Source organism: Cutibacterium sp. KB22876 (assembly GCF_059728865.1).
Window position 1 is genome coordinate 1,278,357 of sequence record NZ_AP040858.1, and the last position, 23,250, is coordinate 1,301,606.

At 60.9% G+C, this 23,250-nt stretch carries 3 protein-coding genes; all 3 read left to right on the plus strand.

What is annotated here, in order from left to right; all coding sequences use genetic code 11:
• From AC6I1W_RS05810 to AC6I1W_RS05820, 3 genes are read left to right on the plus strand one after another with little or no spacing between them, the layout of a single operon-like run.
• A complete protein-coding gene (locus tag AC6I1W_RS05810; RefSeq protein ID WP_493537004.1) occupies window positions 1-10,992 on the plus strand; it encodes an SDR family NAD(P)-dependent oxidoreductase in 10,992 nt (3,663 codons plus the stop codon).
• Window positions 10,985-18,703 carry an SDR family NAD(P)-dependent oxidoreductase gene (locus AC6I1W_RS05815; protein WP_117189357.1) on the plus strand — a complete coding sequence of 2,573 codons (7,719 nt, stop codon included), beginning with the start codon at window positions 10,985-10,987 and terminating at the stop codon, window positions 18,701-18,703. Before AC6I1W_RS05810 ends, AC6I1W_RS05815 begins: the two co-directional genes overlap by 8 nt.
• Complete coding sequence (locus AC6I1W_RS05820) at window positions 18,700-23,238, plus strand: beta-ketoacyl synthase N-terminal-like domain-containing protein (protein ID WP_171048588.1); 4,539 nt, start codon at window positions 18,700-18,702, stop codon at window positions 23,236-23,238. The genes AC6I1W_RS05815 and AC6I1W_RS05820 overlap by 4 nt, the downstream gene beginning before the upstream one ends.
• Window positions 23,239-23,250 lie beyond the last annotated feature (12 nt).

The window sequence follows — 23,250 nt, forward strand, 5'->3', positions numbered from 1 at the left end:
ATGAACCTCACCTCTCGAGCTGACGTTCTCGCAGCGTTGCGTGAGCATCGAATCGATCCGCAGCAGGCGCGCCTGCTGCTGCAGCAACTCGATTCCGTCCCTACTCAGCAGGAAGAGTATGAGACATCTGTTAACTCCGTGACGCGGTCGGACAGCATTGCCATCATCGGCATGTCTGGGCGCTATGCGAGCGCCGCCAATCTGGAGGAGTATTGGGATCTCATCGCCAACGGGCGTGATGGGGTACGCGCCTTGCCCGCGCGCTTTGCTGGCGCGAGTGTAGATGAGGTGGCCACACCGCGCATCGGCTATCTCGATGATGTTGATGCTTTTGATCCGGCCTACTTCCAGGTGCCGTATGCCGAGGCCAGAGCGATTGATCCCCAGCATCGCCTCTTCATGCAAGAAGGCGCTCGGGCGCTTCAAGACGCAGGGTATTCCCGAGCTCGAGTCTCGGGCAGGCGCTGTGGCGTGTATCTGGGGCTAGCCAACGGTGACTATCTGATCTTGGCTGATCGAGAGGGCTCCACTGGGGCTACTGTCACGAGTTCCAGCAATGCGATCGCGGCAGGCCGTGTTTCCTACTTTTATGATCTCAAGGGCCCGGCGCTCACACTCGACACAGCTTGCTCGTCGTCACTGGTGGCACTCCACCTTGCAGTAGCTGCTTTACGGGCTGGGGAGATCGACATGGCTGTGGTCGGCGGGGCGGCCACGTACCTCTCGGTTGACGGACTCGCTGATATGGCGGCGGCAGGCATGCTCTCGCCGACGGGTGCCTGCCGTGCTTTCTCAGACGATGCCGACGGTTTTGTTCCGGGTGAAGGAGCTGGTGCCGTCGTCTTGCGGCGCCTTGCAGACGCCGAGGCTGATGGAGACCACATTCATGCAGTCATCCTTGGTAGCGGGATCAATCAGGATGGGCGCACCAACGGGATCACTGCGCCGAATCTGGCATCCCAGCGAGCGCTCGTGCAGGAAATTTACGAACGGGGTCAGATTGATCCACGGGGCATCACCTATGCGGAAATGCACGGCACCGGCACGGTGCTCGGTGATCCGATCGAGCTGGAAGCTCTTGCTGGAGCTTTCCGCACGTGGACGTCAGACACTGGGTTCTGCACCATCGGCTCTGTAAAGTCCAATGTGGGGCACACATCGGCTGCAGCGGGCATGGCGTCGCTGCAGAAGATCGTCTTGTGCATGCAGCATGGCGAATTTGTGCCGACGCTGCACGCCGGCACGCTGAACCATCATTTTGATTTTGCTCAGTCGCCATTTGTCGTGGGCACCGAGCGGCGTCCATGGCTTTCAGACGGGCCGCGCCGTGCCGCTGTGAGTTCTTTCGGTTTTAGCGGCACTAATGCGCACGCAGTGGTAGAGGAATATGTGCCGAAGTCAATAAGGCGAGAGCCAATGGCGGATTCCGCACTGCTGGTCTTGTCGGCTCATCAAGAGAGCCAGCTGCGCGAGATGGCAAGGGTTCTCGCTGAGGCGTTGGAGCGCGACGCCTCTTTAGACCTTCGCGACGTGGCCCTTACCTTGCAGCGAGGACGGGATGCGCTGCCGGAGCGCGCTGCAACGGTTGCCTCGGATCGTCAGGATGCCATCCGACTCTTGCACGGATTCGCCGTTGGCGATTCTTCCGGGTGGCATCGAGGCCGTGCGACGCGTGCTCGTCGCGATGATAGCAGTGAGACTTCCACGCTTGGTGAGCTGGCCTCAGCGTGGGTGGATGGACAAACTCTTGCGTGGGACAGGTTCGAGCAAACTCAAGAGGGTCGGACCGTCTCCCTCCCCCCCTACCCCTTTGAACAAGTGCCCCTGTGGTTTGAGCCTGGTGGCAAGCACCGTGGGGGACCGGCGGAGACGACGCATGTGATCCGCCTCGAGACAGACGATTGGCGCTTGCGGGAGCATCGCATCAACGGTGTCGGTGTGTTGCCAGGCGCTGCGTCGGCGGAGTTGCTGTGGCAATGGCTTGCGCAGCAGGGTAAGCACACTGCGCTCTCGGACATCGTGTGGTCACATCCCCTCACGAGTTCCGGTCAGCCGCTGACATTGCGTCTCACTCAGGATGGAGCCGGGGCGCTGACGATCGCTACTGATGACGGCACTTGTGTGAGTGCGAGGAGGACATCGTGGCGCGAGCCGTTCCAATCCCTTGTGCCCGCTGAGAACACATTCTCTGTCCCAGCGTTAAGAGGAGTTGCGCCAGGAGTGGAATATGGGCCCAGGTTCGGGTTGCTTCGCGATGTTCGTGTGACTGACGACGCTGCGATAGGAAACCTGGCTGTCACAGGCGAGGCGGACTGGGCCGGCATCCTGGATTCGGCATGGCAGGCGGTGGGGCCGCTCCTACCGGTAGATCACTCCTATGTGCCTCTGACAGCCGATCGCATCGACGTGTGGGGAAGCCCGGATCGGGCCCGTCGCGTGTATGTCGCCCGCTCTTCTCAGGACAGCGCCAGTTTCAACGTCGACATCATCGGTGAGGGTGGCGAACTCCTGTTGGCGACCCAAGGCCTTACGTTCGCGGCCTTAGACGGGCGTGACTTCGACAAGATGGCATTCGTCATGACGTGGCGAGACCGGCCGCTCTTCGCGTCTACCCGAACTCGCGTGGCTCTTCTCAATCAAGACTTCGACTCAGCGTTGTGGACCGGAGCAGTAGACCTCGGAACCCCCACTGATTGTGACGGAGCGTGCTGGGTACTGCCGACACGAGAAGAGAACGCCAGCGACGCTTTGGAAACCGTCGGGCTGTGTCACACCACCCTCATGTCGCTTCTGGCTGATCGCGAGGCCACGCGTCGCCTCATTGTCGTGGACACCAGCGGTGGTACGAGTGCGACTGCCGCCGCCGTTTCGGGTTATCTCAAGACTGTGCGACTTGAGACGTCGATGAAGACGACGCTGCTCTCCGTGACGAATCTCGATGAAGCTCCCGCGGCTGTCGCGGCGGAGATTGCGGCCGACGACATCCAGGTGTGCGTGCGCGACGGCCTCCGACAGGTGGCCGAGTTTGCAGAGTCTGAGATCCCGGAGAGCGAGTGGGGAGCCGAGACCGCACTGGTGGTTGGCGGCTCGAGCGGAGTCGGTGCGCTGATCGCTGCAGCAGTCGTTGAGGCTGGCGGTCGTGCGGCGATTCTCTCGCGTTCAGGAGAGCCCGCGCAGTTGCCGTCGTGGGCGAGTGCCGCGCCCGATCGCGTCCTCTATCTACGAGGAGACGTGACGTCGCGAGAGGACGTGTCTTGCGCCGTCGCCGAGATCCATGAGCGGTGGGGTGCGCTTGATGCCGTCTACCACGCGGCAGCCGTGCTTTCAGACTCGATGCTGCGTGGGATAACGGCCGAGCAGCTTTCAGCGGTGTGGGGGCCCAAGGCTGTGGGTTTCGAGGTGCTCGATGAGATTCTCGCAGACGAACCGCTGCGCCACTTCACCGTCTGCTCTTCGCTGTCGGCCTGGATCGGTAACCCTGGGCAGGCTGCCTATTGCGCGGCGAACGCTTACGTCGACGGTGCGGTACACCACCGTGAGAAGTTGCGGAGAGCTGGCGAGCGTCATGGCCAGTCGGTCAGCATCGCGTGGCCGTATTGGGCCGACGGCGGAATGCGGATCAGCGATGAGGCCATCGCTGCGCTGAAGCGCGATCTGGGCATGATCCCGCTGCCCCGTGCTATCGGCGTCGGTCTCTTTCCGTCCCTCATTGCGACGGGGCAACCTGCGATTGCGTGTGGGGTGGGCTCTGCCGGAGGAATGCGGAAAGCGCTTATCTCCGGCCAAGATCAGCCCTCGGCTTTGGAACAGACCGTTGCCGTTCAGGGGCATGCCCTCGCCGTTGCGGCCGCCCAGATGATACGCGAGGCGATTTGTGAGGGTACCGGCACCCCCGAAGAGAGGGTGCGCCTGGACGACTCTTTCGAGGATCTAGGGCTGGATTCCATCGTCATCATGACGGTCACCAGGAAGCTGGAGACGCGTTTTGGGTCTCTTCCCAAGACTCTGTTCTTTGAGCACGTCACGATCGAAGAGTTGGCCTATACCCTGGCCACGAAGTATCCGGCCGTGTGCGGCGAGTTGGAAGAGAGTGTCGCCGCGAACATCCCGCTTGCTGGCCCCGCTGTCAGCGCCGTGACACCGGTTCGCTGCTCTGATCGAATCGACGAAGGACAGGTGGGTCCCCAGACACGCGATATCGCCATCATCGGCATGAGCGGTCGCTTCCCGGGCGGTGATTCGCTGGATGAGTTCTGGAACAGCCTGCGTCAGGGCCGGGACTGCATCACTGAGATCCCCTCCGGACGGTGGGATCATCGCCGCTACACGGGAAAGCCCGGTGAGCCTGGCAAGACCCCGGCACGCTGGGGCGGATTCATCAACGACGTCGACAAGTTTGACCCTTTGTTCTTCGGTATTTCACCGGCTGAGGCGGACTTTATGGATCCCCAGGCACGCCTCTTCCTCCAGGAATGTTGGCACGCGTGTGAGGACGCCGGATATACCCGTAAAGCGCTCTCTCGAGAGAAGGTGGGTGTCTTCGTCGGCGTGATGTATGGCCACTATGGCCTGCTTCGCGGATCCATCGATGGTCACAGCGTGCCTGTGCCGTCGTCCTTTGCCGCGATCGCGAATCGAGTTTCCCATGCCCTGGATTTGCACGGCCCGACGATCGCTCTCGACACGATGTGTTCATCGTCACTGACGGCGCTTCACCTGGCGATCAACAGCATCCGTTCGGGTGAGTCAGATCTTGCACTCGCTGGCGGGGTGAATCTGACCATCCATCCTGACAAGTTGGTGCTGTTGTCACAGGGCAAGTTTGCTTCGCTGGACGGTCGGTGCCGTGCCTTTGGCCAGGGTGGAACTGGCTATGTGCCAGGTGAGGGTGTGGGAGCTTTTCTTCTCAAGCCCCTCGCATCGGCGATCGACGATGGTGACCATATTTGGGGAGTCATCCGCGGGAGCGCTATCAACGCGGGTGGTCATGCCGGCGGTTTCACTGTTCCCAGCACTGCTGCGCAAGCTGATGTGATACGAGCGGCTCTCGCCGACGGTCATGTTGATCCCGGCACTGTCTCATACGTGGAGGCACATGGCACGGGCACGGAGCTAGGAGATCCGATCGAGGTCCGAGGGCTTGCGGAGGTCTTCGGCCCCTCCCATTTGGCGCAGCCGTGTTTGGTCGGTTCTGTGAAGAGCAATATCGGCCATTGTGAATCTGCCGCGGGTGTGGCGAGCTTGGTCAAAGTGTTGCTGCAGATGCGCCATCGTACGCTCGTCCCTTCCCTGCACGCTGACCCGTTGAACTCGTACATCGACTTTGAACAGGCACACGTGGAGGTCGTTCGTTCGGAAAAGCCCTGGGATGCCCCGATGCCGCTCCGTGCTGGCATTAGTAGCTTTGGTGCGGGCGGCGCAAACGCTCACCTCGTGGTCGAAGAAGCGCCAGAGGGAACTCCGCGTGGTGGAGAACCAGCCCACCCGATGGTGGTGGTCCTGTCTGCTCGCGATGAGGAGCGGCTTGAGAACGTAATCGACGAGTTCGTCAACGCTGCCCAGAAGACTCCGGATCTGCGCCTCAGTGATGTGGCGTTTACCCTCCAGACCGGACGAGAGGCCCTCCCCCAGCGCTGCGCCATCGTCACAGCCGACCTAGCCGATGCCGTCTCGCAACTCGTCGCTTTCCGTTCCGGAATGCCCTCACAAGTGATGACAGGTCGGGCTGCCCGCGCCCAGTCCTCTCTGGAGCGCGATCCGTCGGCTCCTGATGAAGCGCTGGCTCTCCTGGCTGAGGGCGATCTTCACCAGATTGCGCGTCGATGGGTGGAAGGGTTGGCGATTGACTGGTCCGCGATGTGGCAGGGCGATCGTCCGCGCCGCGTCAGTCTGCCCGGCTATCCATTTTCTCGCGAGACATGTTGGGTGACCCCGCCGAAGGAGGCGAGCGCGGGATTGCATCCTCTGGTCCACGAGAACTGTTCCACCCTCGAAGGGGTGGCTTTCCGGACGCACCTCGACCCGCGTGAGCCGCTATTGCGCGATCATCTGGTTTCTGGGACTGCGATCTTGCCTGGTGCAGTCATGATCGAAATGCTGCACGCTGCAGGTTGCCTGTCCTTCTCTCAACCGGTCACGCTGTCAGGAATAGTGTTTAGCCGACCTTGCCCTGCGGCAGAAGCCACCGATCTCACTATCCATGTGGAGCCTAGGGGGGATCGCGCACATATCCGCATCACGAGCGCACACGATCAAAACGAGGTCGAATACTGCGACGCGATGGTCGAGCCGGAGCTGCACAACAACCGAGCGGTCTGCGCGGCGGTCTTGAGTCCGGGGGAACGCCGGACGATCCCCGTCGAGGAACTGTATAGTGCCCTAGTTGAGGCTGGCTTGGAGTACGGGGCGACCCTGCGGACTGTTCGCTCAGTTCAGGTTAATGCCACCGAATCTGTAGCTACGGTCCGTCGCAACGTGGTGCTCGAGGGAACCCTCTTGGACCCTGCCATGATCGACGGCGCGCTGCAATCTACGTGGGCTTTCCTCCAGCAGTCAGAAGATGGCTGCGCGGGTCAGAAACTTCCGTTCGCGATCCAGCGAGTGGAGATCTTGGCCGACACACTGCCTGACTCCGTCACAGTGGTCTCGACAGCAGCGGCCAACACGCCGACTGACGAGAGCGGCGTGGATATCGCGGTGTGTAACGATCAGGGTGAGATCTTGGTGAACATGCTCGGTGTCCGGTTCCATGCAGTTGATGCGGTGGAGCGGCCTGAAGTGGTGCTGCTCGTTCCAACCTGGCAATCGGTCTCGATGCCCGATCACAGTGGCACCGACAACCCGCCCCACCGAATCCTGTTCACGACATATGAAGAATTGTGTTATGAGACCCCCGAGGTAGATGCCACACTCCTTTATACGGGAAGCGCTCGCGATACCGAGTTCATGACTGCGGCAACGCAGGTTACTCGGGTGTTGCGTGAAGCGGACGGCAGAAACGGCGACACGCTCGTTCAATTGGTGGTGAGCGAGGACTCCATGTTGGCAGGGCTGTTCCCGCTCTTGCGGACAGTTGCTGCTGAAGAGGGTTTCGACGCGCAGCTGATGTTGTGCCCGCCTGCAACCGATCCGGCCGTGATCGCAGCCTGGTCGCGAGAGGAGGCCCGTGTCCAGAGACCAGATCAGGTGGTGCGGCGGACAGAGCACGCCCGGGAGGTGGAATCGCTGAGCGAGTTCGTACGCCCGGTAGCCCCTGATGTGGCCGTTGATGGCGTGTGGCTTATCTCTGGGGGCGCGGGCGGAGTTGGACGGCTCATCGCTGAGGATCTCGCGTTCCGTGCGCGTCGCCACGGCTCTATCGTCCGGTTAATCCTGCTCGGACGGCGCAATTCTTCTCCTGACATTGAAGAGTTCACCGGCCGACTCACTGGGGGTGGTGTTGTCTGTACCTACGAGTCCGTTGACATCACCGATGCGGCTGCCGTGCGTGCCCTCGTCGTCCGCGTGAGCGCCGAACATGGCGCGGTCACCGATGTCATCCATGCTGCGGGCGTGGTACACGACGGTCTTCACGCTGCTAAGTCCGAGGAAACGATACAGAAAGTATTGGCGCCCAAGGTGCTGGGCACGCTTGCGCTCCACGACGCCGTCGCAGATCAGCCGCTCCGCAGTTTCATGTTGTGCTCCTCGCTGGCTGCCAGCATCGCAAACCCGGGGCAGGCAGACTACGCAGCCGCGAATGGTTTCGAAGACTCCTTCGCCTTGTGGCGGGCAGCAGCTGTTCGGCGGGGAGAGGCGCGCGGTCATTCGGTGTCTGTTGGCTGGCCGCTCTGGGCTCATGCAGGCATGGGATTGGCGCCAGCAGCAGCGGCCCGTATGACAGCGCAAACAGGGTTAGTTCCGCTGCCAACAGAGACTGCGCTCGACCTTTTCCATGCCCTTCGTCTTCAGAGCCCCGCTCGGGTTCTGCCCCTGATCGGCGATCCAACTCGGATTCGGTCATTCGTTGCACGAGCTCGTCGCAACGGCGACGATCCACAGGAAACTGAGTCGGGCAATCAAGGGGTAGCAAACGAGCAACTAGTGATGGGTGCTCGCGACAGCATCAGCAGCGATGACCTGGCGGAGAAGTTACGCGACATCCTGGCTGACCTTATTCGCGTGGATCGCCGCCGTCTCGATCTTGATGAGCCGTTGGAAGCCTACGGTGTGGACTCGGTCGTGATTATCGATTTCGCTGAGCGGCTCCGCCCCACGATGGGGCGGGTGTCAAAGAGCGTCTTCTTCGACAGCCGATCCCTGCGAGAGCTTGCGCAGCATCTCATGGTTTCTCATCCCGAAGGGAGCGCCTCCCTGGTAGGTAGCGCCGCAATCCAGCCAGACACGTCCTCCACTCCTATGGAAGTGTCCGCGGTGACCGTCGCCTCAGGAGTCGTCGTAGAGGCGACGGACAGCCGCCAGACCGGAGAATCCACTAGCCCTGAGCAATTTGCGATTGTAGGCATGGCTGGGCGTTATCCGAAGGCCTCCAATGTGGCTGAATTCTGGGACAACCTGTGGCACGGTCGCGATAGCATTGACCGCATCCCATCTTCGCGTTGGCAGCAGTGGGGCGCTCCCGTGTACCCGGATGATTTCGGTCTCGGCTGGGCGGGGATGTTGGAGGATGCGGATTGCTTCGACGATCGCTTCTTTGCAGTAGCACCCTCCGAAGCCGAGGTGATGGATCCTCAGGAGCGGATCTTGCTTGAGTGCGCCCATCATGCAATCGAGGATTCTGGTCATCGCCCGGACAACCTGGCTGGACGTCAGGCTGACGGTTCGTTGGCAGTAGGGGTCTATGTCGGGGCGATGTACTCCGAATATCAGTTGTACGGTGCCCAGTCACAAATGGGCTCGAACGGCTATGCGCTGAATGGTGTGCCTGCCGCCCTCTCCAACCGCATCTCGTACACCTACGGTTTCGGTGGCCCCAGCATGACGGTGGACAGCATGTGTTCGTCTTCACTCACTGCCCTGCATGTGGCGTGTCAAGCGCTGCGACGCGGGGATTGTGAGGTGGCTCTGGTGGGCGGCGTCAATTTGTCGGTGCATCCCAACAAGTTCCGCTTGCTCAGAGCCAGCGGTTTCACGAGTCCTCACGGTCGTTGTAAGGCTTTCTCTGCCGATGCTGCAGGGTATGTGCCGTCAGAAGGCGTTGGAGTCCTCGTCGTCAAGCCGCTTGCCCAAGCCCTTGCTGATGGCGATCACGTTTATGGGGTGGTTGCGGCTACCTCACTGGGGCATGGCGGTCGGAGCAATGGATTCACGGTTCCTCGACCCGCGGCACAAGCCCATGTTGTGAATGAGGCGTTGCTTCAGGCAGGGTTGAGCGGCGCCGATGTGGACTACGTCGAGGCTCATGGAACGGGCACCAGGTTGGGCGATCCGCTGGAAATCGATGCTCTATTCCGCGCGCTCGGCGCGGAGCGTTCCCAGCCCTGCCTCGTGGGTTCGGTGAAGTCGAACATCGGTCACTGTGAGAGCGCGGCTGGTATGGCTTCGGTGACCAAGGTGCTACTCCAGATGCAGCACGAGACTCTCGTCCCCAGCATCCATGCAGACGAACTCAACCCAGACATTGAGTGGGAGTCTGTGGGCATGGAGGTGGTGCGCGAGCTCCGTCCTTGGCCGTCGAACCGCCGTCGGGTGGCAGGTGTCTCTGCTTTTGGCGCGGGCGGATCCAATGCTCATGTGATTTTGACCTCAGCCCCGGTTGTCCAAGAGGAGTATTCTCCAAACTGTGACGTCGTCGAGCTGCCTCTATCGGCTTGTCGCCCGGGCGATCTGGCTGCTATTGCCCGGCAATTGCAGGAGTGGTTGCGAGGCAAGCAACTGACTTCGACTGAACTTGCCGACGTGGCTTACACCTATCAAGTGGGACGGATGCCTTTGGAACACCGTGTCTTGCTCGTTGCACACGACCAGCAGGAGCTGGAGTGCGCTCTCGCCTCCGTGTCAAGGGGATCGACCTCGTCATCTCAGCCCGTCTCCTTGGAAGGCCAGGCGTGGTTGGCTGGCGAGTCAGTTGCGTGGCAATTTGATCCGCAGCGTCGGCGAATCTCACTTCCTGGTTACCCGTTCGCGCGTCGTCGGCATTGGCGTCCTGAGCCGTGGACACAGGTGCAAGCGGCACAGGAAGTCACGCTTGTGCCAGTTCATGCCCTCGTTCATCGCAATGTGTCCTCGATGTTCACCCAGTGTTACGAGAGTGACTTCGGACCCGACACACCGGTTGTCGCTGACCATCGTGTCCAAGGTGTCCCAGTGCTTGCGGGTGCGGCCTCTCTTGAACTGATGGCGGTAGCAACAGGGCTTGGTCTCGAGGCCCCTGTTACGCGGTTCACTCATGTGGCGTGGTCATCGTTGGTGAGTTTGGCGGAACCGGTGACATTGCAGACATCTCTGGTTCCGGAGGTAGACGGCCTCGCTGTTGACGTGCGCTTTGGGGCGACGGTGGCAGCGTCGGCAATTGCTGACCTAGATGATGAATCGCCTTCTTTGGAACGCATCGATCTTGATGCTTTGCGACGTCGCTGTGGGAGCCCAGCACCGGCCGACGCTGTGATCAGTCGACTTGAGGCGCTCGGTCTCACTCATGGTCAGTCGTATCGGCAACTGGTGGCGTGTAGCGCCGCGAGTGATGAGGTGCTGGCGGTTATCGGATCGACGGCTGGCGATGGGCATCCTTCATTAGCAGCGATGCTCAATGCCGCATTTGAGTGTTGTGTCCTTCTGGGGCGCGAGCCCGGTCTGTGGTTGCCTTTTGCGGCTGATTCCGTGCGGTTCGCCGCTATGGATCTTCCTGCCCAGATATATGCCCACGTGCGCAGGCGTGTCACGTCCAGCACCGCATTTGTTGCTGACGTTGCTCTGGCAAACGAGTCGGGCGATGTGCTGGTGCGAGTCGATGGGCTCGCGCTGAGAGAGGTGAAGGAGACGTCTCATGTTTGATCAGACTGTTCGCTGTTTTCGCACCAGTGAGGTTGCTGCTCCGACGTCGCCTTCTGAGAGCCTGCCCCGTGTTCTGGTGGTAGCAGATCCCGGATCGCAAGACACGGCGCGGATTTTGTCGGCTCTGGAAACTGCGTCGCCTGCTCATGCGGGCTCGACCGTGGCCGTGGAACACCAACTGGTCAATCTCAGCGAGACCGATGTTGTGGTGGCTCTGGTTGACGATGTGACGGATCCCCTGCGGCTGCTCGCGATGCAACTGGAATTACTCCATGCCGTGATGAAGCACGGTTCCGCCACTCCGATCAAGATCATGTGGTTGATTGAGCAGACTGGGGAACAGGCCTCCGCATGCGCCAAGGCGATGGCTGCTTTCTGCCGCGTGGTGACTGAAGAAGACCCCGATTACCGTCTGCGCACGGTCGTGTTTGAGCGATCCTCCCTGGAGCCGCAACCACTTCGGCTCGTGGCTGAGTTGTCGCAAGATGAGGAGTGGGTGCGGCTCACATCGAGCGAGCGGTTGGTGCTGGCGATCGAGCCGACCGACCTCCCGAAAGGGGATTGGCCGTCACTCGGATCCCAGGAGGCTGTCATCATCAGTGGTGGCGCAGGAGAACTAGGCCTCACTTTGTCGGCGCAACTCCTGCAGCGGAGCGATGCTCAGGTGATCATGGTCGGTCGCCACGCTGAGACGGCGTCCAAGGTCCAGCGTGCACTGAGCACTCTCTCTCGGGAGAGGGAACGAGTCAGGTACGCCCAGTGCGATATCACCGATACCACGGCAGTCGCAGCCCTGTGCGATGGCCTGCGCCAGGAGGTTCGGATCCGCGGCGTTATTCACAGCGCAGGCTTGGTAGATGACAGTTTCGCGCGGATGAAGAGTGTTGACGCGGCGGTGGCCGTCGCTGCCCCCAAAGTGGCAGGGTTCCATGCCTTAGCGGAGGCGACGCGGGATGACTCCTTGGCGTTCTTCATGACGATCTCCTCGCTAGCAGGGACATTTGCCAATGTCGGGCAGTCCGATTACGCCTTCGCGAATGCATTCCTCGATGCCATGATGGAGGAGCGAGCGACCTGCTCTACAGAGGGCGGTCCCCGTTATGTTTCCGTCGCTCTGCCGGCATTACGGGGTACCGATCTGGTGGAGCACGTGTCATCGACGGCGCTGGCCAACGGTATCTCGTGTGAGCAGGCAGCCGCAGCCTGCGCGAGGAGTCTCGGCGGCCATGGTGGGGTTCTCGCCGTGACAGGAGCAGCAGAGGCGGACCTTGCGGATACATCCGATCCTGACGATGGCGTCCCAGCCGCGACGTCGCTGCAAGAGATCGAAGGGTTTGTCCTTGAGATCGTGCGTCACTTCACCAAGCTCGACGCAGAAGACTGCACGGCGTCCACGACGTTCCAGCAGATGGGCGTGGAGTCGATCCTCGCGCTGTCGATGACAGCGGAGCTAGAGAAGCGTTTCGGCCGGCTTCCTAAGACATTGTTCTTTGAGCACGAGAATGTTCGCGAACTTGCCGCTCGTCTAGCTCAACGTAATGGGGTCACAACCGACGATCAGGAGCCGAGGCCGGAATCCCGCTCTCGGACAACTCGCGCGATCCCCGAGCACCGAGATGAGGCGATCCCGGCGAAGTGGAGGTTACTGGCTGCCCGTGGTGCCGCCTTGAGCGGGCGTGCGTCGCATTCCTCGTCGCCCGCAACAGGCGACATCGCCATTGTGGGCATGGCTGGTCGCTACCCCAAGGCGCCGGATTTGGAGGTGTTTTGGCGCAACCTGCGTGACGGCGTTGACGCGATCACTGAAGTCCCGGCTTCTCGGTGGGACCATGACGCGATCTTCGATCCAAACGGCCGTCGGCCTGGGACTACATCCGCTCGCTGGGGTGGATTCCTAGACAAGATCGATAGCTTTGATCCCCTCTTCTTTGGGATTTCGCCCGCTGAAGCAAATTACATGGATCCCCAAGAACGCCTCTTCTTACAGACTGCTTGGCATGCTGTCGAAGAGGCTGGCTACCGACCGGATGCTCTCCGAGGCGAACGCATTGGTGTCTTTGTTGGTGCGATGTTCAGCCACTATCAGCTGCTCTCCGATGCTGCTGGCGTGCGTGGTGGAGCTTCCTTCTCGTCGATCGCTAATCGGGTCTCGTGGACCCTGGGCCTCCGCGGCCCGAGTATTGCCGTCGACACGATGTGTTCCTCCTCGCTGAGCGCTCTTCACATGGCGTTGCAGAGTCTGGCCGACGGGGGATGCCGCGCTGCCATCGTGGGCGGCGTCAATGTGATGCCTCACCCGTCGAAGTTCGTCACTCTGTCGCAGGCAGGTTTCCTTTCCAGCGATGGGCGCTGCCGCTCCTTTGGAGCTGGGGGCGACGGATATGTCCCGGCCGAGGGAGTCGGGGCCGTGCTAGTGAAGCCTTTGGAAGCGGCGCTAACTGACGGCGATCACATCCATGCGGTCATCAAGGGCTCTGCCCTGAATGCAGCAGGACGGACGAATGGTTTCACGGTTCCAAGCCCGGCCGCGGAGGGCGACGTCATCGCTGAGGCCTTGCGACGCTCTGGGGTGGACCGAGCCAGCATTAGCTACATCGAGGCGCACGGTACAGGCACGGCGCTTGGTGACCCGATCGAGGTCATTGGTCTCCAGAATGCGCTTTCGCCGGCTCCGTCGGCACCGGTCTGGATAGGGTCTGTCAAGTCTTCCATCGGCCATGCAGAGTCGGCGGCGGGTATCGCGGCGTTGACCAAGGTGGTCCTTCAGCTCGAGCATGACACCATCGCCCCGTCGCTCCACTCTGCCCAGCTGAACCCACATCTCGATCTCGCGGAAGCCGGTTTCAAGATTTCTCAAGAGGCTGTTGCGTGGCCAAACAGTGGAGAGCGCCCGCGTGTGGCGGGGATCAGTGCCTTTGGTGCGGGTGGCTCCAACGCGCATGTCATTGTGGCCTCGGCACCTGCAGAGCGTCTCGTTGACGTTGATGAAGCTGGATCCCACGTGGTGGTGCTCTCGGCTCCAGACGAGGATCGCTTAGCGGCTGTCGTCGAGAGTTGGCGACGGTGGTTGCATGGCTCTAGCGAGAGCGCACCCTGGAGATTCGCTCACGCACTCGACACGATCCTGGGATTGCCTGTGGGAACTGTTGAGGCGAGCGACCCGCTCGATTCCCTGGGTTTGGACCAGGTGGGACTGCATCGCGCACTGTCGTTGGTGGGATTGTCTTCGCTGCCTGCCGACGCACGTACCGTCGGTGACGTCGAGAGCGAATCGGCTTCGCGGATTTCCTCGTCCTTGCCTTCTCTCGCCGCGATTGCAATGACCTCACAGTGCGGCCGTCAAGCTTTTGCGTGCCGCCTTGCACTGGTCGTCTCGTCGCTCGAAGAACTTTCCACTGCTCTGGATTGTGTGGCACAGGGGGAGTCTCATCCGTCTGTTTTGACGAAGCCGGCCGACGCCGCGTCCCTTTCCTTCATGCTTGGCGCCGACTTCACGACCTCCTTTGCCGCCGACGCGCTAGCCCATCATCGGTGGGAAGACGTTGCTCGGTTGTGGGTTGCCGGTGTCAATGTCGATTGGGAAGTCGCGTGGCAGCATTCGCGCCCCACGCGCGCCAGTCTTCCGCTCTATCCATTTAGGGAGGGCTCGTGCTGGCTGATTCCTGTGGGGGCGGGTGAGCCGCTGGCGAAATCTGGTTCGGCTTCGGAAGCCAGCGAGGCGCCGGTGGTGACAAAGCCGGTCCATCGAGCGGATGTGTCCGAAATCGTGCTGGATGTCTTCAGCACCGTGCTCGCCATCCCACGTGAACGTCTGACGAGCAGCGGCACGCTGGAGGGCTATGGCGTCGATTCCATCCGCGTCCGCCAGCTCCTTACAGCGTTGGAAGAGGTCTTGCCAGGGATTCCTGTGTCTCTCATGTTCGAGGCGGAGACCGTGGGGGACGTGGTCCAAGCGATCCAGCGGCTCTACCCAGACGGAGCCCCCGAAGTCCCATCAAGTACTCAGCAGTCTCGCTGCGAAGTCGCTGCTAGAACGGTGACGAGCCAAGGAGATATTGCTGTCATCGGCATGGCTGGAAGGTTCCCCGGTGCCTCAGATGTTGACGCATTGGCTCGTCGGCTGATCGCTGGCGACGATCTGATCAGTGAGGTTCCCGCACATCGCTGGGACTGGACCCGCTACCCGGATCATCAGGTGCGGTGGGGAGGATTCATTAGCGACGAGAGGTGCTTCGATGCCGAGTTCTTCGGTATTTCTCCTAGCACCGCGGCCTATCTGGATCCCCAAGAACGTGTTCTGCTGGAGTGTGCGTGGCACTGTGTGAGCGACGCTGGTTATGTTCCGCCTGCCATGGCTCAGACTGGCCAGCACCAACTCACTCCACAGACTGGCGTGTATATGGGTGTCTCTTTCAAAGACTATGCGCTGTTCGGCGCGCAGGACATGGGCCGGGGAGTGCTCTTACCGCTCGATTCACAGCACTATTCGTCGGCAAACCGCATCTCTTATCACCTTGATCTTCATGGCCCCAGCGTCGCGATGGATACTGCCTGTTCGTCGTCTCTCACTGCGCTGCACGCTGCGTGTGCAGACTTGCGGGTTGGACGTGTGGACGCTGCGCTCGCAGGAGGTGCCAACCTTCTGCTGCACCCGGCGAAGATGCTCACTTTGGATTCGTTTGGATTCGTGTCAGATGACGGCCACTGCCACAGCTTTGGTGACGGTGGGAATGGGTATGTTCCGGCCGATGGCGTCGGAACAGTTTTGCTCAAGCGACTTGAGGATGCTGAGCGAGACGGTGACCGCATCTACGCGGTAATCCGGGGGACTGCAGTGAATCATGGCGGTCGCATGCGCGGTTACACCGTGCCAAGCATTGAAGCGCAGGCGGCCCTCGTTGGTGCTGCGCTGGCCGACGGCGACGTCGACCCGCGTTCGGTGTCCTTGATCGAGGCGCATGGAACAGGTACGGACTTGGGCGACCCCGTCGAGGTAGAGGCACTTGGTCGAGTGTTTGCAGACGTGCCACAAGGCACAATGGCCATGAGTTCCATCAAGGGCAACATCGGTCACGCCGAGGCAGCAGCGGGTATCGCCCAAATGATCAAGGTGCTGCTACAACTACGCGATAGGAAGATTTATCCACACTGCACTAACTCGACGCGAGTGAACCCGTTGCTCGGCCTTGAGCAGACCCCGTTCCGCCTGCCCGACTCAATTGAGCCTTGGGAATGCCCCGTCATCGACGGCATGACAGTGCCGCGTCGAGCCGCGATTAGTTCCTTCGGTGCAGGAGGAGCGAACGCCCATGTTGTGGTGGAAGAGGCAACCGCTCAGCCCGATGTCGCCCCCAGGACTGGCGCGGAACTGCTCGTCTTCTCTGCCACCAATCCCACTGCTCTCCGTCGTCAGATCGAGGCCTTCGTGGCGGAGACTCTCGAAAACGAGGAACTCTCGCTCGCCGATGTGGCAACAACCCTGCGGTTGGCGCGGCCTGCCCTCAACCAGCGACTAGCGCTCGTGGCTGGCGACCTGCGGGAGGCACGTGAACAACTCCGCTTCTTCTTAGATGGGTCGATGTCCGGATTGCACGCGAGTACTCCGCAGGTGGATGCGGTGGGCGTTCTCCGGGATCGCCCCACTGACGGAGAACTCGACTCCGTGGCCGGTGATTGGGTGGCGGGTACCGTGCTTTGGGGCAGTGGGTGGCAGACTGGCCGCACCACGGCACTGAAGGGATACTCCTTCGCACGTGATGAGCATTGGCTCTATAGTGCGGTCGACGATCCGCAGGCTCCGCTCGATCCAGCTCGACGCGAGCGAGACACGACCTTGTTGGAACGACTTGCCCATGCGACGGACAACGAGCGACATGATGAGGTTGAGAGCACGGTCCGCTCATTGATTGCGGCTCACTTGGGATACGAGCAGCCGGAGATCATCGATGGGGACAGGGGGTTCTTTGACCTCGGCCTAGACTCCATTACTTCGATGGACCTAGTCAACGCCCTTGAGACGGAGGCTGGACGTGAGCTTGATCCGCAGATGTTCTTTAACTTTCCCACGGTGAATCGCCTCACGGAGTATCTGCTCGAGCAGTTGACGGTAACTGGGGATGACGCAGTGAGCACGCGGGCGGGCGATGTCGATGCGGCAATCACTGCGGGACCCCTTGCGATGATTAGCCCGGACTGGCAGGCTCAGGAACTGTCGGGGAGTCGCGGAAACGTCCCTGACCGCGTGCTGCTAATGGACGTTGATGGCAAGGTGGCAGAGGCTTTTGCCAACCTTGAAGAGGATCAGCGACCGCAGCAGATCGTGCATGTCACGTTTGGTGAAGAGAAGGCACGAGAGTCCGAGAATCACTTTGTGGTGCGTGCAGGCGAGGTTGATGACCTGCGCTGGGTGATTGAGGAGATCGGCGAGCCGATCGACCATGCTGTGTATTGGTGGAATCAGGCGCGCGCGCCCATTGAGGAACAGGTCGAGAGCAGTTTCTACGCGGTCCTCGCCCTGTGCCAAGCGTTCCAGCAGGGTGAGGGCCAGTCACCTCGAAGGGTGGTGCTTGGGTTCAAGACAGCACGAAAGGCCCCTGCCCCGGCTGCCGTCAACGCGCTCAGCGGCCTAGCGAACGCAGTGCGGTTGGAAGCGGGTGCGCCCAGCGTGAGCACGCTGGAGATCAGCCATCCATCGTGGCCGTGGCCAGCTGTGGCACAGGCGATTCTGGATGAGTTGCGGCAAGAAGTTGTGGACACGATCGTTCGTCGTCGTCCAGAACGCGAGGTGCGAAGGTTCACATCGGTCCAGCCACACATCGATGAATTGCCCTTGCGCGAGCGAGGCACTTACCTCGTCACGGGTGGCGCAGGCGGTTTGGGGTCACTATTCGCCAAGGAGCTGGCCAGCCGATACCAAGCGACCGTGATCCTACTGGGCCGTCGTCCCTCCTCGCCGGAGACAGACAAACTCGTGTCTGAGATCGAGGACAGGGCTGGCCATGCTGAATATGTGAGCTTCGATATCAGTGATGCTGGTGCCATGTCTCGCTGTGTTGAAGCTGTGACACAGCGCTATGGGGTAATTCATGGCGTCATCCACGCCGCTGGCGTGACCCGAGACTCTGCGCTGGCACACAAGACGCCCGAGGAAGCTGCTGCGGTTCTCGCGCCCAAGGTGGCTGGTACGAGAGCCCTGTTGGAGGCGACGGTCGACCAACCCCTAGAGATGTTTGTGGCGTTCAGTTCTGTGGCCAGTGTGCTGGGCAACTTTGGTCAAAGCGACTACTGCTATGCGAATGCATTCCTAGATCATGCGATGTCTCAAGCAGCTGAAGAACGGGCCGGAAAGTGGCTCTCTATCGCGTGGTCCTTCTGGGACGGGGTAGGCGGTATGCCTGCTAGCGATGGCGTTAAGACCTGGATGCGAAGCCGCATGGGGATTGAGCCGCTTGGTCCAGACGATGCCTGGACAGGCTTGTCGATGGCGCTGAGTAGTGACGAGCCTCATGTCATTGTCACCAAGGGCGATCTCAACAAACTTAGCGAGGTCTTTGCGACCTCAATCCATGCCGCGGAAGCTCACTCAGATGATCTTGCGGTGGTTGCGAGCGAGACAGAAGATATCGCGCTCGATGATCTTGAAGAAGACGATTTGGCCGAATTGCTATGTCGCGAAATGGACGCGGCAACGAAGGAACTGGGACAAGCATGAGCCTCGACACCAAGGAACTGCTCAAGCAATCGATCGTGACGATCCGGGAGCTCCGCGCCGAATTGGACGCAGCGCGGGACGTGCACCAGGCTAAGCCGATCGCCATCGTTGGCATGGGGTGCCGCTTTCCCGGAGGCGCGGAGAGCCCTCAGCGCTACTGGGATCTGCTGCGCTCCGGGCGCACCACAGTGACTTCCGTTCCGCGCGAACGCTGGGACGCGGATGCCTTCTATGCGCCGCCGCCAGGCAAGCCAGGGCGCAGCTACATTCGTGAGGCCCACTTCCTGGCACAAGATGTCGCTGAGTTTGATGCCAGATTTTTCAAGATGCCCCCGGTGGAATGCCGCTCCACAGATCCCCAGCACCGACTGCTGCTGGAGACCAGCTGGCATGCTTTGGAAGATGCCGGCATCGATCCGACCAGCCTGCTTGGCAGCCGTACGGGTGTATATCTGGGAATCTCCAGCAATGCGGAGTACGGCAGTCTCATTGACTCGGTCTCAGAAGTTAACCAGTACGTGTCGACGGGTGTGATCTCCAGCGTAGCAGCAGGCCGACTTTCCTATTTCTACGGGTTTAACGGGCCAGCGGTCGCTATCGATACCGCATGCTCATCCTCACTGGTTGCCGTCAAACTTGCGATGGATGCCTTGCGTCAATCTGAGTGCGAGGTTGCCCTCGCAGCCGGCAGCAGCCTCATGCTCGCGCCTGCGGTGATGAGCAGCCTGTGCGCAATGAACGCACTGGCACCGGACGGTCTCAGCAAGCCCTTCTCTGCCGATGCTGATGGGTATGGACGCGGTGAGGGTTGTGGAGTCCTCGTTCTCAAGCGTCTTTCTTCGGCGCTCGAAGACAACGACCGGATCTGGGCTGTCTTGCGAGGTGCAGCTGTCAATAATGACGGTGAAAGTAGCGGTCTGACTGTTCCGAACGCTCACGCTCAGAGAGACGTATTGCAGCGCGCGCTGGAGTGCGCTCAGGTGGCCGCCACCGAGGTGGATCTCATCGAGACTCACGGGACCGGGACGCCTCTTGGTGACCCGATTGAAGTGGATGCCATTCGGGCTGTCTATGGGGATCGCAGTACGCCCCTTTATCTGGGCGCTGCCAAGGGAAATGTGGGACACCTGGAATGCGCGTCGGGAATGGCCGGGTTGGTGAAAGCCGTGCTGCAGTTGCAACATGCGCAGATGGTGCCGGTGGCGGGCCTCGCAGAGGTGAACCCGCGTATCCGCCTCGGAGATCACATCCGTTTCCCCCAAGAGACTGAGCCCTGGCGGCAGCTGCAACAAGGGACGAGGATCGCTGGCGTTAGCTCCTTTGGTTTCAGCGGCACCAACGCGCATGTGTTGGTTGAGCAGGCTCCTGAGCAGGGCGAACGAGAGAAGGACAGGGGCAGTTCCCCGGTGCTCACCCTGAGCGCCAAGACCGAGACGGCGTTGCTGGTCTTGGCCAGAACCTACCGTGACTTCCTCTCTGCCCACCCGGACGTCGACCTTCAGGCTGTATGTGATCAGACCAGTCGTGGTCGAGCTCACTTTGAGCACCGTTTGGTGCTCCTTCCCTGTGACGTCGCCGACGCTGTCGAGGCTTTGGATGAGGTGCTGGCTTGGGCTGATGGGCAGGAAGACCTCTATGCCGCAGGTGTGGAGATCCTCGGCACTAGCCATGGCCGGGATCGTTACGCTGCTAAGCGTCATCTGTATCAGACCTTGGCCCATGGGCGTGCCTTCCTTGCCCACACCGATCACCAGATTCCCCCGCGCTTCTTCCTTGCACTGGGCCGCGACACGACGGTCGCAAAGGAGCAGCGAGATGACTGGCTTCGGTGGCAGGGCTATCGGTCAGGCTGGGCGGCTGCCGAGGCTGAACTAACCTCCCATGGCACGTTCGCGACGGAATTCTGTCACCACTACGCCGTAGGTATGCTCCTACGAGAAGTGTCGATTCGTCCCGATCTTGTGAGCGGCAGTGGGGCTGGCGCTCTGGCCGCCGCTGTTCTCTGCGGCGTGGCGTCGCTAGCCGATGTGGCAGCCGTGGTGTCGGCACTCGACGTAGGCACTGAGCCGGCTCCCGTGATCGCACATGATCCTCGAGTGGGGTATCTGGCTTGGTCCGATGCAACAGCAGTGCATGGCGCCGAGCAGACCTGGGCGGCGATGTTGGCCGACGTCCAGGCTTGCGAGGCGCAACCACCGTTGGATGCCGCCTACGAGTCCGGTTATCGGTTCATGGTGCTGAATGGAACGCGACCCTCGGGCGAGCAGCGCGACGACATGGTGTTACTGCTGACGGCCGATCTCGATGGGCAGATCACTATGTCCCGTCTGATGGCGCAAGCAGAGGCGCTTGGGGCCTTCTTGGCATGGCCACAGATGACGGTCCCACTAGATCGCGGGCTGGAATTGCCGCTGTATCCTTTTGAGCGCTCACACTACTGGTTCGCTGGGTCCACGTCTCATCAGCAGACGTTACTCGCACCACGTGACTTCGGCCTCGACGGTGCTCGCCTCGACTTTCCGGGTCAAGATTTGAAGATCCTGCACACGTTGTCGGCGGAGAATTTTGCCGAGGCAGCGGACAATTCGGGGGCCGTCCACCTGGGCTACTTCGTGGAGATGCTGGCGCGGGCTGTGGCGCCCGTTCTCCCGGTTGAGACGGCGTTTTCGATTCGCTGGATGGATCTACTTAAGGCCATCATAGTGCCCCCAGACACTCCGATCGAGGTGTTGATTTCCTTGCCCGCCGCAGTGACGGAGGGCGCATTCGCCATCCATGCTCGATTGGCCTCAGAGACGGATTGGTCGCTGGTTGCCCGCGGTGAGCTCGGGGCGGTGCATGGTGATGCACCGCAAGAACCCCTCGGTGCCTATCGGGAACGTATGGCTGCCATGACACAGGAGCAGTTCTACTCGGCGCTAGAACTCGAACGGGGATTCTACTTTGGGCCGGCTGTGCGCGCCGTGGAGCAGGCATGGTCGGGAGAATCCGCTGGTGTCCTACGTCTGGAGGTGGCGGCCGGAACACCGCGTAGGCCCTTCTACACAATGGGTTTCCACCCGGGCTTCGTGGATGCCTGCGCCCAGGCGTGCAACCGCTTCTCGATGGATTCCACACCGCGAGAGCAGAAATACATGGTGCAGCGGCTCGAAGAAGTAACTCTCTGGTCTGGCCCCAGCACCGCGGACGTCAACTCACCACGTATGGGAGTCGTGGACGTGACGGGAGTGAGTGACGATCTGCAGAGCATCTCGGCGACGTTCTCCATTACCGATCAGGTTGGCAGTGTGCAGCTGCGCGTGGGGCTGGTGAGATTGAAGGCATTCGACGAAGAGAAGTTGGCGATGCTCGCTGGTGCGCGACGTGAGACTTCTTTGGGGCCCGACCAACTTCTGTTGGCACGCTTCCAACGTGCGTCGCAGACTGGCAAGGTCGATCTGATTCTGAATTTGCTGATTGAGCTGCTCACCGACATTCTCAGTTTGGGGCCTGAGGAGGTTCTGGCTTCGACGCCCATGCGGGATTTCGGGCTCGATTCCATGACGGGAATGGATCTCTACACACAAGTGGCGGATCGCACGGGCAGCCCGCTGACCTTCACCGATTTGTTAGAGGCCGAGAATCTTGCCGCTCTCGCTCATGACGTAGCCCAGGCGATGCAGCGCAACCCCCAGGAGACTCGTGGTGAGGAATCGACAGATTTGTCCACAGGGACGTGGCTGAGGGGATTTGAACCCGCGCCAACTGAAGCTCGGGTGCGCTTGCTGTGCTTCCCGAACGGATACCGCAGCGCGGACATGTTCGACGAGTGGCAGGACATCCTTGGACCTGAGATCCAAGTGGTGGGCGTCATGTTGCCGGGGATCGATGGGACACGCTTGCGGGAACGGCCGCCGGTCTTGATTGATGAGATCAGCAAGACCATTGAAACAGTGATAGCGGAGCCTCTGGCAGACCTTCCTGTCGCTACATACGGGCACAGCTGGGGATCGCTCTACTCCTATCGCCTAGCAGTTCGACTCAAGCAGACTGGCAGCCTGGACGTGATCCGTACGTTCGTGTCGGGATTCACTGCACCGAGTCGACCCAATACGGCCACCACCAAGGTGCGTAACGAGTTGCTGAAGGAGGGCTTCGATCGAATCCCGACTTTCGAAGAAATCGCCGCCGCCCCCCAGCGAGTCGCCTCGGTGGTGGCTGCCTATGTGAAGACGTGGAATTACACGGAGGCTGAGACAAAGGCAACGCTCCCACAGCTCCTGGCGGCCTGCTGCCTCATCGACCGCTACCAGCCGATGCCTGGGGAGTCTCTCGACGTACCTATGTCGATCTTCCACGGGGTGGACGATTACGGCGTCTCGCTGGATGACTCGCGCGCATGGACCCAGTTGGGATCTGCCGGCACTGAATTCCATGTAGTCGCTGGAGACCACCAGTTCGTGAACCGCGAGCAGTCAGGGGACCAGGTTCTACAGCAGATCCGCGCCACGCTTCTCGCTGACTTGTCCCGGGTGTCTGCCCAGGATCTCATTTAGGAAAGGACCCGA